The 15627-nt window shown below is 33.8% G+C and carries 12 protein-coding genes; 7 read left to right on the top strand and 5 right to left on the bottom strand.

Features of this window, described 5'->3' with window-relative positions:
• Positions 1-117: 117 nt before the first annotated feature.
• The 4 genes from DMB65_RS03615 to DMB65_RS03600 form a co-directional block, all read right to left on the bottom strand.
• Positions 118-1902 (bottom strand): sensor histidine kinase, encoded by a 1785-nt coding sequence (locus DMB65_RS03615; RefSeq protein WP_110305300.1) that lies wholly within the window; start codon positions 1900-1902, stop codon positions 118-120.
• A gap of 11 nt (positions 1903-1913) precedes the next feature.
• Entirely contained in the window at positions 1914-2363 is a 450-nt protein-coding gene (locus DMB65_RS03610; RefSeq protein WP_110305299.1) for a response regulator, read from the bottom strand.
• A 20-nt stretch (positions 2364-2383) separates the two neighbouring features.
• Positions 2384-2935: a helix-turn-helix domain-containing protein gene (locus DMB65_RS03605; protein WP_110305298.1), complete on the bottom strand. Its 552-nt coding sequence runs from the start codon at positions 2933-2935 to the stop codon at positions 2384-2386.
• Positions 2936-3082: 147 nt separating this feature from the next.
• Positions 3083-3268 (bottom strand): CsbD family protein, encoded by a 186-nt coding sequence (locus DMB65_RS03600; protein ID WP_110305297.1) that lies wholly within the window; start codon positions 3266-3268, stop codon positions 3083-3085.
• Positions 3269-3514: 246 nt separating this feature from the next.
• On the opposite strand from DMB65_RS03600, the gene DMB65_RS03595 reads away from it, so the two are divergent.
• From DMB65_RS03595 to DMB65_RS03585, 3 genes are all read left to right on the top strand, one after another.
• The gene (locus tag DMB65_RS03595) at positions 3515-5701 is read left to right on the top strand and encodes a DUF5723 family protein (protein WP_110305296.1); all 2187 of its coding nucleotides are present in this window, start codon (positions 3515-3517) and stop codon (positions 5699-5701) included.
• A 110-nt stretch (positions 5702-5811) separates the two neighbouring features.
• A complete protein-coding gene (gene pyrF, locus DMB65_RS03590) occupies positions 5812-6663 on the top strand; it encodes an orotidine-5'-phosphate decarboxylase (RefSeq protein WP_110305295.1) in 852 nt (283 codons plus the stop codon).
• Between the two features lie 122 nt (positions 6664-6785).
• Positions 6786-7586 (top strand): ABC transporter substrate-binding protein, encoded by an 801-nt coding sequence (locus DMB65_RS03585; protein ID WP_110305294.1) that lies wholly within the window; start codon positions 6786-6788, stop codon positions 7584-7586.
• A gap of 303 nt (positions 7587-7889) precedes the next feature.
• Here the strand turns inward: DMB65_RS03585 and DMB65_RS03580 are convergent, their stop codons facing one another.
• Positions 7890-9434 (bottom strand): hypothetical protein, encoded by a 1545-nt coding sequence (locus DMB65_RS03580; protein WP_110305293.1) that lies wholly within the window; start codon positions 9432-9434, stop codon positions 7890-7892.
• A 154-nt stretch (positions 9435-9588) separates the two neighbouring features.
• Between DMB65_RS03580 and DMB65_RS03575 the strand changes: the two genes are divergently transcribed.
• The 4 genes from DMB65_RS03575 to ilvB all read left to right on the top strand — a co-directional run bounded on the left by DMB65_RS03575 (position 9589) and on the right by ilvB (position 15622).
• Complete coding sequence (locus tag DMB65_RS03575; protein ID WP_110305292.1) at positions 9589-10764, top strand: 2-isopropylmalate synthase; 1176 nt, start codon at positions 9589-9591, stop codon at positions 10762-10764.
• Positions 10765-10808: 44 nt separating this feature from the next.
• Positions 10809-11927: a 3-isopropylmalate dehydrogenase gene (gene leuB / locus DMB65_RS03570; protein WP_110305291.1), complete on the top strand. Its 1119-nt coding sequence runs from the start codon at positions 10809-10811 to the stop codon at positions 11925-11927.
• 271 nt (positions 11928-12198) lie between these two features.
• Positions 12199-13872 carry a dihydroxy-acid dehydratase gene (gene ilvD, locus DMB65_RS03565; RefSeq protein ID WP_110305290.1) on the top strand — a complete coding sequence of 558 codons (1674 nt, stop codon included), beginning with the start codon at positions 12199-12201 and terminating at the stop codon, positions 13870-13872.
• Between the two features lie 61 nt (positions 13873-13933).
• Positions 13934-15622: a biosynthetic-type acetolactate synthase large subunit gene (ilvB, locus tag DMB65_RS03560; protein ID WP_110305289.1), complete on the top strand. Its 1689-nt coding sequence runs from the start codon at positions 13934-13936 to the stop codon at positions 15620-15622.
• Positions 15623-15627: the final 5 nt, after the last annotated feature.

The raw sequence follows: 15627 nt of genomic DNA, 5'->3' as shown, positions 1-15627 counted from the left end.
TTATTACATTACAAAGATGCTAACGAAGAGTAAGTTTTGCTTTACAGCATAAAAAAGAAACGTTATATAATTCCCATTACGGGCTTATATAACGTTTAAATGTTTTTTTTTGAAGATTTATACAGGTAGAAATACCGTAAATACGGAACCTTTGCCCGGTTCACTGTCGGCAGTAATATAACCTTTATGATTCTCAACAATTTTTTTACAGATTGCTAATCCAATTCCGGTTCCGGGGTAATCTGTTTTAGAATGTAAACGCTGGAACAATACAAAAATAGTGTCTTTGAACTGTGGATCAAATCCCATTCCGTTGTCTGTAAAAGTAATTTTGTGAAACTTCTTAAAAGGCTGATTTATTATTTCAGGATATTCATTGGATAAAATTTCTTCAGAACTGACAATAATCTTTGGGGCAATGCCAGTCTGGCTATATTTCAGGGAGTTTCCAATTAAATTAATAAAAAGCTGTTCGATCTGATATGGAATTACGTTCAGGCTGGGCAACTTGCCTACATTTAGATCTGCTTTTTTATCGTCAATGATTACGGCTAATTCTGATTTGACATTTTCAAATAATTCATTCAGATCAGATTGGATAAACTCTTTCTTAGTCGTATTGGTTCTTGAAAACAATAATAAGTCGTCAATCAAAACACGCATTCGTTTTGCCGAGGTTTCAACTTTAGTAATGTATTCGTTACCGCTTTCAGAAAGTGCGGCTTTATCAGCTTCAGAAATTCGGGAAATAAAGGTTAAGATTTTACGCAACGGTTCTTGTAAGTCATGGCTTGCAACATGATTAAATGATGCCAGTTCCTTATTGATTTTCACGAGTTCATTATTATGCTCCTGAAGTTTTATATTAAGCAAATGTTCATCAGTAATGTCAAAATTTATTCCAAGTAAAATATTACTGCCATTTTTATCTACGAGCAATTTTCCGGTAGATTTAAAATGTCTGATTTGATTATTTGGTAAAACGATTTTATAGTAAATAAAAGGCAGTTCTTTATTTTTTATTATGCCATCCATAGATTTGGAAATAGCTTCTTTATCATCTGGATGGACATAACTTAGAAAAGTATCTTTATTAGGAACGAAAGCATTTGGCATAAATCCTAAAAGCCGAAACTGATTATCTGAATATTCAATTTTATCTGTTTGTAAATCCCATTGCCAGGTGCTAAATTTACCAATAGCTTCTGATTCTGCCATAAGCCCTGACGATATTAAAAGCTTTTTATTATATATTGTCAGGCGCTCCAGATCGTTGCTTATTTTTCTATAGGCTAATAAAATAAAGGCTAAGGCCGCTAAGAATAATGATATTGAAAAAAGAGGACCAAAGGAAATTTCCTGATCGTATTTTTTTAAACTTTTGTTTAAAGAGGTTTTTTCAATGTCATTCATTTGGTCTACCTTAAAACGAATGTTTTCCATTAGGATACGCCCTCCAAACATGTGGTTGTCTAGTTTTCTTTTGTCGTAAGTGTCAGGATCACTATATTTTAAACAGTTTTCAAAAGAAACATAACGCTGAATAATCAGCGTGTATATTTTTTCGAGATTTTTTTTTTGTATTGGATTATTGGCTGTAAGTTTTTTTAAGGCGATAAAAGAAGTATTTACTTTATCGCGTGAAAAAAGATAGGGAGTCAGAAAGCGGTGATTGCGGGTAATCATGAAACCTCGCTGCCCAGTTTCTGCATCTTTTATTGCAGACATCAGTCGCTCAAGTTCTATGTTTATTTCATAGGTGTGCATGAGCAGTTTACTGTATTCGTTTACATCCCTGTTATGTTTGTAAGCTATTGATGAAAGAAAGAGTAAAATGAAGATAGCTATTATAAAAATAACTCTCAAATAATTTGAGGAATTAAACTTAGGTATCCATTTCATTATTATTTCAATTATTTAATACTTAATAAGAAATTATCGCGATTTAATCCTGATGTGTGATAATGCCAGTTAAGTGTTATAACTTCATTAATAATTTTTTTTAGTGTATTAAAATCACTTGGCTTTTTGATATAAATATTAGCTCCTTCAATAAATGTATCTTCAATGTCCTCATCAGAAGATGATGTAGAATAAATTGCAATTATAAGGTTTTTAAGATGTTCTGTTTTTTTAATTTCAATCAGACATTCTTTGCCTGTTTTCTTTGGCATATTCAAATCAAGAAATAGAATATCAGGTAATTTAGTATCAGGATTCATTAGGTGTTCCATTAATTGTAAACCATCGAAAACAAATTCGACTTTGGTTTGTACTTTCACTTCTTCAAAAGCATCTTTAAAAAAAAGTCTGTCGTCTTCGTCGTCATCGGCGAGTAAAATGTGTAATGCGTTTTTCTGCATTGAGTAAAGGTATTTGGGTTTTATTTTAAATTTTCTCTTCTTTTTTTAATAATCCTAAGGAATGCAGAAGGAGTTATTCCGGTTGTGTTTTTAAACTGTGTACTTAAATGCGCAACACTGGAATAGTTAAGTAAAAAAGCAATTTCGGTCAGACTCATTTCATTTACAATCATCAACTGCTTGGCTCTCTCGATTTTTTGAATGATTATAAAATTTTCGATTGATGAATAGGTTACTTCAGAAAACACATTCGACAAATAACCGTAACTATGATTCAGTTTATCAGCCAGATATGCTGAACTTTTAAAGTTATTATTATCATCAGTATAGACTAGTTCTATTATGGCATCCTTTATTTTTTGTACCAAAACACTTTTTTGATTCTCTACAACCTCAAAACCAAAAGGACTTAAGTTGTTTTTAAGTGCATCTAATGATTCACTGCTGAGATTTTCTTCCAGTTCAATCTCACCAAATCCTAAAGTTGAAAAAATTAAATTTTGTTCCTCAAGTTTTTGTTTTAGAAAAAGTGTACAAATTGTATTGATGTCAAATTTTATAAATAATTTCATTTTTGTAAAAAAATATGGTTAAAGATAACTAATTAAATTGATTTTTGTCTTACTATTGGCTTTTAAGAAAGGCAATCATTAAAGTTTGAAAAACAAAAAAATACCGCCTAAGAAAAGTTAAGCGGTATTGGATATCTTGAGATGCTGTTATAAATTGGATACGATTTCATCCCATTCTTCTTTTGTTTTACCTAATTTTTGCTGTATTCTGCCGTAAATCTCATCTTCTTTTCCTTCTTCATACAGCAAATCATCATCAGTCAAATCAGCATATCTTTGTTTTAATTTTACCTTAAACTCGTTCCAGTTTCCTTTTATTTCAGTACTATTCATAATGATTATATTACTATTTATAATAATGTAAAATTGCAAATTGGATTTGATTTACGTGTTATATTAATATTCTAAAGTTTTTCATAATTCACATTTTTCTCTGTAAGGAAGGAGAATTTGTAGTTAGCATTAAAGCTGATAACACATAATACTAATAAGATGTTACATCAATTCAATGATTTCTTAATATAGTTTCAAATCTATTATCGTAGTTTTGTCTCGAATTAAATCTTAAACCCCTATTTAATGAGAAAATTATCACTTGTTTTATTGCTTTTATTGATTTCTTTTGCGACCAGATCGCAATCATATTCAGGCTATTTTCATGACAATTATGCCGGTGTACAGAGTGTACTTTTTAACCCTGCGTCAATAGCCGATTCCCGTTTTAAAACAGATATTAATTTGTTTTCCATCAGTGGTGCTGTTAGCAATGACTTATATGGTGTGAAACTTTTTGATGTTTTTAAAGATGGTTATGATCTTGACAGTCAGTCTAAAATGACTCCTTCAAATGCAAATAATGCCATTATTAACTTGGATATTATGGGGCCATCATTTATGTTTAATATTGCTCCAAAGCATACACTGGCACTTTTTACGAGAGCAAGATCTATAACAAATCTCAGAGATGTTAATGGTAATCTTGTGGATCAGGTAAAGGATGGTTTAGATCAGGCAAACAGTTTCGATCCTATTAATGCCGGCAGTCCAAACGGAGCTTCACATGCCTGGGGAGAATTGGGTATTTCGTATGCAGCAGTTTTGTTTCAAAAGGATCAGCATTTCTTAAAAGGAGGTTTGACGGCTAAATACTTACAAGGCGTTGGAAATGCATATATTAAGGGAAAGAACGCCATAGCATCATTACAAGAAAATACCAATAATCCAGAAAATAGTAAATTATTTACAACTGGAGAAATGACAATTGGTGGAAGCCAGGATTGGGAAGCCAATGAAGATTATGAGTTTGACATCAATTCTAGCGGAGTAGGTTTTGATTTTGGATTTGTATATGAGTGGAGACCGGATTATGAAAAATATAATTTGAATAAGGCAAAACCTGCTGATAATAATTTCAGGGATTTGAATAAATACAAATTGCGTTTCGGGTTATCTGTTACGGATATTGGTTCCATAAGTTATAAAAAAGCAAAGCAGGATACTTACGATATTGATGGTGTAATCACGCAGAATATGATTGATAATGCGGATAATTTATACGATTTCTTAAATGAGCATTATACAAAAACTTCAACTGCAAAAGGAGTCAAAGCCAACCTGCCAACGGCGCTTCATGCCGATGCTGACTGGAATATCCATAATAAATTCTATCTGAATCTTAACGGAGATATCAGTATGGTTTCAAATACAAAATTAAATGCGGTTAATATAGCTGACAGAGTTAGTTTGACACCTCGATACGAAAGCAGATGGTTTAGTTTTTACGTTCCGGTAACCTGGATGGAATACAGCGGAACTCAGGTAGGTTCCGGATTACGTGTTGGTACTTTCTTCGTTGGGTCAGGATCAATTGTTTCTAATTTAATTTCTAAAGAATCAAAAGCAGCAGATTTTTATGTTGGACTTAAAATTCCTGTTTATCAAAAGAAATTTAAAGACAGGGATCAGGATGGTGTTATAGACAAACAAGATTCTTGTATAAAAGTAGCAGGACCAATTGAAAACAAAGGCTGCCCATGGCCGGATACTGATAACGATACCGTTTTTGATAAAGATGATACTTGTCCTGATGTTGCAGGTCCGGTTGAAAACAAAGGCTGTCCATGGAAAGATACTGATGCAGATACTTTAATGGATAACGTGGATGCATGTCCAACAGTTTTTGGCCCTTTAGAAAACAAAGGATGCCCGTGGCCGGATACAGATGGTGATACAGTTTTGGATAAGGATGATGCCTGTCCTGATACTGTAGGTTTAGTTGAAAACAAAGGATGTCCGGTTTTAGATGCTGACAAAGACGGAGTAGCAGATAATGTAGACGATTGCCCATTAATTGCAGGGCCTGCAGAAAATAAAGGTTGTCCTTTGGTTAATAAAGAAACTTTGGCACAATTGCAGGTAGAGGCAAAATCTATTTTCTTTACATCTGGTAAAGCTACTTTGAGTGATGCAAAAAAAGATGAAACTTCAGGAAGGCTGGATGCGATCAAAGAAATTTTAAAGAATTATCCAAATGCAAAATTTGCTATCTACGGGCATACTGATAATGTTGGGAATGCCAAGGCAAACCAGAAATTATCTGAAGAAAGAGCAAAAGTGGTTATGGATGCATTAATTGGAAAAGGAGTTAATCCGGAGAATTTAACTTCACAAGGTTTTGGGGCATCAAAACCTGTTAAATCTAATAAAACTGCTGCAGGAAGAGCTGAAAACAGAAGAACTGAAATTGTATATTTAGGTAATTTATAATCTAAAGAGAATATAAAACCAAAAAGCCATTCTTAATTGAGTGGCTTTTTTTATTTTTGCATGCTTTCTTAAGAATCATCTCTTAAAATTGAAGGACTAAAAAAACAAGAATGACTACACAACAACTACACGAACAAATACTTCAAAAAAAATCATTTTTATGTGTTGGATTAGATCCTGATCTGGATAAGATTCCTCCGCATTTATTAGAAACAGAAGATCCTGTTTTTGAATTTAATAAAGCCATAATTGATGCCACACATGATTTGACTGTGGCATACAAGCCTAATACCGCTTTTTTTGAAGCCTATGGTATAAAAGGATGGATTTCCCTTCAAAAAACAATCAGTTATATCAACGAAAAGTTTCCTGATGTTTTTACTATTGCTGATGCAAAACGTGGTGATATCGGAAATACTTCCAGTATGTATGCTAAAGCTTTTTTTGAAGATCTTCAATTTGATAGTGTAACTGTAGCTCCTTATATGGGAAAAGATTCTGTTGAACCTTTTTTGGCTTTCGAAAATAAGCATACTATAATATTAGCCTTAACTTCAAACGAGGGTGCATTTGATTTTCAGACTTTGACCATAAACGGAGGACAAGGCAGAGCCGAACAGAGCGAAGCTAAAGAATTATACAAACAGGTGTTGGAAACTTCTAAAACATGGAAAAACAGCGAAAACCTAATGTACGTGGTTGGTGCTACCAAAGCCGAATATTTTACAGAAATCCGTAAAATTGTTCCGGACAGTTTTTTACTGGTTCCGGGAATTGGAGCTCAGGGAGGAAGTTTGTCTGAAGTCTGTAAATACGGAATGAATGATAAAGTTGGTCTGCTGGTAAATTCGGCAAGAGCTATTATTTATGCTTCAAATGGAACTGATTTTGCAGAGAAGGCGAGGGAAGAAGCATTGAAGGTACAGCAGGAAATGGAAAGTATTTTAAGTTCTAAGGCTTAGGCTACGATAAATAACCGCAAGCTTCGTAAAGATTTTTTGGTAAGTGCCGCAAAGGAAATAGCTTTGCGTTCATAGCGTTAATCTTTGCGGACTTTGCGGTTAAAAACAGAATCAAAATAAACATGAAACAATTAAAAGATCAGCTTGGAACTTTACATTCTTTTGAAACAACACCAAAACGAATCATTTCTTTAGTTCCTTCTCAAACAGAATTGTTGTATGATTTAGGCTTAGAAGAAAAAATAGTAGGAATTACGAAGTTTTGTGTACATCCTTATCATTTAAAATCAACCAAAAAGATTGTTGGCGGGACAAAGAAAGTTCACTTTGAAAAAATAAAATTATTGCAGCCCGATATTATCATTTGTAATAAAGAAGAAAATACTGAAGAAATTGTTGCCCAATTAAGTGAAATCTGTCCGGTTTGGGTGACTCACATTGTTTCTGTGGAGGACAATTTCCAAATGATATCAGACTTTGGGCAGCTTTTTAATTGCAGAACCGAAGCCCGGAAATGGAACGACAAATTAACTTTCGCTTTAAGCGATTTCAAAAAATATGTCCAGGATATTTCGTTTAAAAAAGCGGCCTATTTTATTTGGAAAAATCCTTATATGGTGGCTGGTACTAATACTTATATAAATGAACTGTTAAAACTGAATCATTTTACAAATATTTACGAGGACAAAGGTCGCTATCCTGAAATAGAACTAAAAAAAATGCGGCTGGAAGGCGATCCTGACCTGGTTTTTCTTTCTTCAGAGCCTTATCCTTTTAAAGAAGAAGACGCTTTTGAAATTGGACGTTTTACTCATCACGCCAAAACTGTTTTTGTTGATGGTGAAATGTTTTCCTGGCACGGAAGCCGGTTATTAAAGGCTTTTCCGTATTTTAAATTATTACACGAAAGATTGAAAAGCTAAATTTTAATACTTTAAAGAAAGAATATTACGATTCTCCGCAATAAAATAAGGATTTCATTTTTTTATTTTTGGATTTCACCATAAAAAAATGCCGGCATCTCGAAGATGCCGGCATCATTTAACTAACCAAAACCAAAATAATAAATAACCAGTTTATTACATTACAAATGTCTGATATATATCTTTCTTTCGCTGTTAAGGTTTTGTTATTACTTTGTTGGACATAAGTTAAGATTTTAAAACTCTTTTTTATGTTTATTTATACAATTGCAAGTTTACGCTTAAAGTCCACCAGCAATTATTTTAACGGCTGTTTAATTTTGCTTTTTCTTTGATGATGTCTGCAATTTTGCGGTTTTCGATTTTGCTTTCAAGCCATGAAATAATATCTAAATAGAGGAAAGCTCTTTTTTCATAAGTGTTTTTTTCAAGTTCAATAAAACGTTCACGCATTTTTATAAATTCCTTTTTTATATCTGCCGGATAAAAATTATTAAGGTTTCTCATAAACTTTATAATTTCTTTCTGAACCTCATGCAGGTCATTCATTTTCAATAAGAACTTGTAGGTACTTTTAAGGTGATTCTCCAGATAATAATCTTTTCCCAGCTCATAATGTGCAATCAATGACAATAATCTTGCAAAACACATTAAATCTTCCCGCATCGTTAAGTTTTTGTTATTAATGATTTTGTCTAAGTAATAAATCGACTCGTTATATTTTTCATTTCCAAAATAAATAGAGGCAATCTTATAATAAAACAACATTTCGTGATGCTCATCAAGATGTTCATTGTGAATTTTTATTTTTTCTAAAATCTCCGGAATCAAATATTCACTTTCAGCAAATGTGCCTTCTAAAATGTGAAAATTTAATTTGTTATTATAAACATATAGAAATGATAGCGATGCAATATTATCATTGACAGGAAATTTATCATCGCGAATAGTTTCTTCTAAAAGTGTTAGGTATTTTTTAAAATTTGACTTGTATTTTAGCATATAAAGGGATTCTAAGAAATAGTGATTCCCTTTTAGAAAAAACACCGGATTCAGGTAAATCATGTTAGGATTATCATAAAACAGCCTAACCCATTTATAGGCGTATTTGTAACTCGCTAAAAAGTCCTGAACAAGAAAACTGCGCCATAAGTTGGCATTATAAAACCAATATTTTTCACGGAAACCAAATTTGGTCTCGTCTAATTTTGAAATATGCTTGTTAAAATAATCGTCAATATATTTGTATTCTTCATCACTCTTTACATAGCCTGTTTTTAGCATGATTCCGTAAAGCTGTAATGATAAATTAGATAATTTACTTGAGATTGTATTTCGATAATTCAATTCCTTGGCCTGGACCACCAATTCATCGGCGCGTCCCTGAATGCTTCGTGTGATATACTGTGATTCAATTAATTTTTCGAATTCGACAATTTCATAAGCCATTAATTTTTCGTCATTTTCGAGTGCTAAAATTTTGGTTTTATCAAGGATTTTTAAACTCTGTTTGTATAATCCTTTGTTATATAAAATAACAGCAAAATCTAGTTGTTCACGCAATTGATAACGAATATTCTGGCTTGGAATGTTTAAACGAATACTAACTAAAATTTGTTTGTATAGATATGATTTTAAGTTAGATAGCTGGACTTTTTTGATAATACCGCCTTTTAAAATAAGTTTTTCATCATAGGTTTCAGACTTATCTAAAATATTAAATAACTCAATAAATTTAGTATTAGAACTCGTTTCCAAACGACTTGCAAAAATTTTAAATTGCCTTTTTTCAGACTTGGAAAGTGATTTGATGAGTACAAATAAAAAATCTTTTTGATGGTTAGCCATTGTAAAATGTAATAATGTAAATCACTGGTTTTTAAATAATTAACTACTTATAAATTGTTTTATGAACAGTATAATTTCATTAAAATGAATTTCATACTGAAGAAGTACAATATATATTTGTTTCAAGATGTGAAATTACATTAAATAAATGAATATGAATAGAGAGAAAGTTCAAATTTTTGACACCACTTTGCGTGATGGTGAACAGGTTCCAGGATGTAAGTTAGATACCAAACAAAAGTTGGTTATTGCTGAACGACTTGACAAAATGGGAGTGGATATCATCGAGGCAGGTTTTCCTGTGTCAAGCCCGGGCGATTTTTTATCGGTCTCTGAGATTTGTAAAATTGTAGAAAATGCAACCGTCTGCGGATTAACAAGAGCCGTGAAAAATGACATTGATGTTGCAGCAGCTGCCCTCAAGCATGCTAAGAAACCTAGAATCCATACCGGAATCGGAACTTCACAATCTCATATCCTTCATAAATTAAATACTACTCCTGAAGATATTATTGCCAGAGCAAAATATGCTGTATCGCATGCAAAATCATACGTTGAAGACGTTGAATTTTACGCAGAAGATGCCGGTAGGACTGATAATGCCTTCCTTGCAAAAGTTTGTGAAGAAGTAATCAAATCCGGTGCTACAGTATTGAATATTCCGGATACAACCGGATATTGTCTGCCTGAAGAATACGGAGCAAAAATCAAATACTTAAAGGAAAACGTAAAAGGAATCGAAAACGTAATTCTTTCATGTCATTGTCATAATGATTTAGGAATGGCAACTGCCAACTCAATTTCGGGTGCTGTCAATGGAGCCAGACAAATAGAATGTACTATTAATGGTATTGGCGAAAGAGCCGGAAATACAGCTTTAGAAGAAGTGGTAATGATATTTAAACAACATCCTTATCTGAATTTAGATACAAACATCAATACAAGGGAATTAAACGAAATGAGCCGTTTGGTTTCTGAGAGCATGGGAATGATTGTTCAGCCAAATAAGGCAATCGTTGGAGCGAATGCTTTTGCACATAGTTCAGGAATTCATCAGGATGGTGTGATCAAAAACAGAGCAACTTACGAAATCATGGATCCGCTAGATGTTGGTGTTAATGAATCTTCCATTATTTTAACTGCAAGAAGCGGAAGAGCTGCTTTGGCTTACAGAGCTAAAAAAGTGGGGTATGAGCTTACAAAAACACAATTAGATGTTGTATATGTTGAGTTTTTGAAATTCGCTGATATTAAAAAAGAAGTTTTAGACGATGATATTCATCAGATTATTGAGGCTTCTAAAGTACAGGGAGATTTAATAAGAAATTAAGTTTGTTAAAAATCAGGTTTTAAATACATAAATAACGAGGTATTATGAATTTAAAAATTGCAGTTTTACCAGGAGACGGAATAGGACCGGAGGTAATTGCCCAAGCCAAAAAAGCTTTATATGCAATTGGTGAAGTGTATAATCATGAATTTGTTTTCGAAGAAGCTCTTATGGGCGCAATTGCTATTGATAAAACAGGAAATCCGCTTCCTGAGCAAACACTAAATCTCTGTTTAAACACTGATGCTGTTTTATTCGGAGCAATTGGTGACCCAAAATATGATAATAATCCCAATGCTAAAGTTCGTCCGGAACAGGGATTGTTAAAATTGCGTAAAGCATTGGGGTTGTTTGCAAACATTCGTCCAATTAAACCTTATAAGTCTTTAATAGAAGCTTCTCCTTTAAAAAGAGAAATCATAGAAGGGGTTGATTTTACAATTTTCAGAGAATTAACAGGTGGCGCTTATTTTGGTGCAAAAACATTAAATGAAGAAGGAACACATGCCTCAGATTTATGTGAGTATTCAGAAGAAGAAATTGCCAGAATTGCACACTTAGCTTTTAAGTCGGCACAAAACCGTAAAAAAAAGTTAACGATGGTAGATAAAGCTAATGTTTTAGAAACCTCAAGATTGTGGAGAAAAGTCGTTCAGAAAGTTGGAGAAGAATATAAGGATGTGGCATTAGACTTTTTGTTTGTTGATAATGCAGCAATGCAGCTGATTTTAAATCCAAAACAATTTGATGTGATTTTAACAGAAAATTTATTTGGAGACATATTATCTGATGAAGCAAGCGTCATAACAGGTTCTATAGGTTTATTGGCTTCGGCTTCGTTGGGAGAAAAAAATGCTCTTTTTGAACCAATTCATGGATCTTATCCACAAGCAAAAGGAAAAAATATTGCTAATCCTATAGCTTCTATACTGTCAGCAGCAATGTTGTTAGAGCATTTTGGGTTATGTAAAGAAGCGAATGTGATTTATAAGGCAATCGAAAAAGCAATTGAATTTAAAGTTGTTACAGTAGATTTAAAATCAGATTCAAAATTTGGAACTAATGAAGTTGGTGAGTTCGTTTCGAATTTTATTTTTAGTAAAGATGATTTGCTGTATTTTAATAATGATAATGTTCATATTGGACAATCGACGATTGTTTAGGTTTTTTTGTTAAATATTGCAATAATTAACAAGAAGTGTTTAAAATGTTGAGATTTTATTTTTTTAGTCCTATTAGTTTTTATACTTTTGTGACACCAAAAAAATAAGAAATGCAAATCTCAATTAATATTACTTCTGTCATTGTTGTCAATGTGTATAACACATTTGCATCGGGAATGGTATAGATATAATTGAAAAAATATATTATAACCTCCCACATAGTTGGGAGGTTTTTTTTAGGAATAAAATTAGAAATTACAAATAACACATAATGGAATTAAACAAGTACAGCAAAACAATCACGCAAGATGAAACTCAACCAGCTTCTCAGGCAATGTTCTACGGAATCGGTTTGACAGAAGAGGATCTTAAAAAAGCGCAGGTAGGAATTGTGAGCATGGGTTACGACGGAAATCCGTGTAACATGCACTTAAATGACCTGGCTAAAGATATTAAGAAAGGGGTCTGGGATGCTGACTTAGTCGGTTTGATTTTTAATACTATTGGTGTAAGTGATGGTATTTCTAATGGTAATGACGGGATGCGTTTTTCTTTGGTTTCCCGTGATGTAATTGCTGATTCGATTGAAACTGTTATGGGAGCACAATGGTACGATGGTATGATTGCTGTTCCGGGCTGTGATAAAAATATGCCGGGAGCTTTAATGGCTATGGGAAGAGTAAACCGTCCTTCTATTATGGTTTACGGTGGATCTATTCACCCGGGAAAATGGAAAGGTGAAGATTTGAATATAGTTTCTGCTTTTGAAGCTTTGGGTAAAAAAATTAAGAACACGATTACACCTGAAGATTTTAAAGGAGTCATTCAAAATGCTTGTCCGGGAGCCGGAGCATGTGGTGGAATGTACACAGCCAACACTATGTCCTCAGCTATTGAAGCATTAGGAATGAGTTTGCCTTACAGTTCTTCTAATCCTGCTTTAAGTCCTGAAAAGAAACAGGAATGTGTTGATGCCGGTAAAGCGATCCGAATATTATTAGAGAAAGATATTAAGCCTAGAGACATTATGACCCGTAAAGCATTCGAAAATGCAATTACGATGGTAGCAGTTTTAGGAGGGTCTACAAATGCTGTTATGCACTTAATTGCAATGGCACATTCTGTAGGTATCGAATTGACCTTAAAAGATTTCCAGGATATTAGTGATAAGACACCATTATTAGCTGACTTGAAACCAAGTGGTAAATACCTGATGGAAGATTTGCATAATGTTGGAGGTGTTCCGGGCGTAATGAAATATTTATTAAAAGAAGGTTTCCTACATGGGGATTGCTTAACTGTAACAGGGAAAACAATAGCAGAGAATTTAGCTTCAGTACCAGATTTACATGATGGTCAGGAGGTAGTTTTTGAAATTGCAAAAGCATTAAAATCAACAGGAAATATTCAGATTCTTTACGGAAATATAGCAACTGAGGGTTGTGTAGCAAAAATCAGCGGTAAAGAAGGAGAATTTTTTGAAGGTACAGCTGTTGTTTTTGAAGGAGAAAAAGATGTAATCAGAGGAATACAGGCAGGTGAAGTTAAACCAGGAAATGTTGTGATTATTAGGTATTGTGGGCCAAAAGGAGGTCCTGGTATGTCTGAAATGCTTAAACCAACATCTGCTATTATGGGAGCCGGTTTAGGAAGTACTGTAGCCTTAATTACCGACGGACGTTTCTCTGGAGGGTCGCACGGTTTTGTTGTTGGTCACGTAACTCCGGAAGCTTATGAAGGTGGCGGAATTGCATTAATAGAAAATGGCGATATTATTACGATTGATGCGATTAATAACACTATTGATATGAAAGTCTCTGATGAAGAATTAGCAAAACGAAAGGCTAATTGGAAAAGACCAGAAAACGGAATTACACAAGGAGTTTTACTTAAATATATGCGTTCGGTCTCAAGTGCCTCTGAGGGATGTGTTACTGACAAATAATTTAATAAAAACGGACTCTAAATTTGTAAATAAGATTTAGAGCTGAAAAAAATAAGATAAAATGAAAATATCAGGGGCAGAAGCCGTTATAAGATGTTTATTAGCAGAAGGAGTAGATTTGGTTTATGGTTACCCGGGTGGAGCCATCATGCCGGTTTATGATGAATTATATAAATTTCAGGATCAATTGCACCATGTTTTAGTTCGTCACGAACAAGGTGCGGCGCATGCAGCGCAGGGGTTTGCAAGGGCTACCGGAAAAGTAGGCGTAGCAATTGCAACATCAGGACCTGGAGCAACCAATTTAGTTACAGGAATTGCAGATGCTCAAATTGATTCTACACCAATGGTATGTATTACAGGTCAGGTAGGAAAACATTTATTGGGATCAGATGCTTTTCAGGAAACAGATATTATTGGAATATCAACTCCGGTGACCAAATGGAATTACCAGATCACAGAAGCTCACGAAATCCCGGAAATTATCGCAAAAGCTTTTTTTATTGCCAGATCTGGACGTCCGGGACCTGTTTTGATAGATATTACTAAAAATGCTCAATTTGATGAGTTTGAATTTAGTTATGAAAAATGTACGGGAATTAGAAGTTATCATCCAAAACCGGTATTGAACCTTCAAAAAGTACAGGAGGCTGCAGATTTAATTAATAATGCCAAAAAGCCATTTATTGTTTTTGGTCAGGGAATTATATTAAGTGAAGCTGAAGAACAGTTAAAAAGGTTGATTGAAAAATCTGGAATCCCGGCTGCCTGGACAATTTTAGGTTTATCAGCTTTACCAACAGATCATCGATTAAATGTAGGAATGGTAGGGATGCACGGTAATTATGGTCCGAACCTTTTAACAAATGAATGTGATGTTTTAATTGCATTGGGGATGCGTTTTGATGATCGTGTTACAGGAAAATTAGCTACTTATGCTAAGCAGGCAAAAGTAATTCACTTCGAGATTGATCCGGCAGAGGTTGATAAAAACGTAAAAACGGAAGTTGCAGTTTTAGGAGACGTTAAAGAAGCCTTGACTGCCTTGATTCCATTGATTGATAAAAAATCACATGATTCATGGCATAATGAATTCAAGGAAAAATACAAAATTGAATTAGATGCGGTTATTAATGAAGAGTTAGCTCCAACCAATGGCAAAGGAATTTCAATGGGTGAAACTATCGAAATGATTAATAAACACTCGAAAGGGGACGCTATAATGGTTTCAGATGTTGGACAACATCAAATGTTTGCTTGTCGCTATACCAAATTCAACACAACTAAAAGCAATGTTACTTCAGGAGGTTTAGGTACTATGGGGTTTGCTTTACCTGCAGCGATTGGTGCTAAAATGGGAAGACCGGATCGTGAAGTAGTTGCCGTTATTGGTGATGGAGGTTTTCAAATGAACATTCAGGAATTGGGTACGATTCACCAAACGAAAGTTCCTGTAAAAATTGTTGTTTTAAATAATGAGTTTCTGGGAATGGTACGCCAGTGGCAGGAATTATTTTTTGACTACAGATACGCTTCTACTGTCATGATAAATCCAAATTTTTGCGCTATAGCAGAAGGATATTACATCAAATCAAGAAAAGTAACTAAAAGAGAAGATCTGGATGAAGCTGTTGCAGAAATGATGGCCTCAAAAGATTCTTATTTCTTGGAAGTTATGGTTGAAAAAGAAAACAATGTGTTCCCAATGATCCCAACCGGGGCTTGTGTTTCAGAGATCAGATTAAGTTAAAAGAC

The sequence above is a fragment of the Flavobacterium cheongpyeongense genome (genome assembly GCF_003202435.1).
Taxonomy (GTDB): domain Bacteria; phylum Bacteroidota; class Bacteroidia; order Flavobacteriales; family Flavobacteriaceae; genus Flavobacterium; species Flavobacterium cheongpyeongense.
This window is presented reverse-complemented; position numbering and strand designations above follow the sequence as displayed.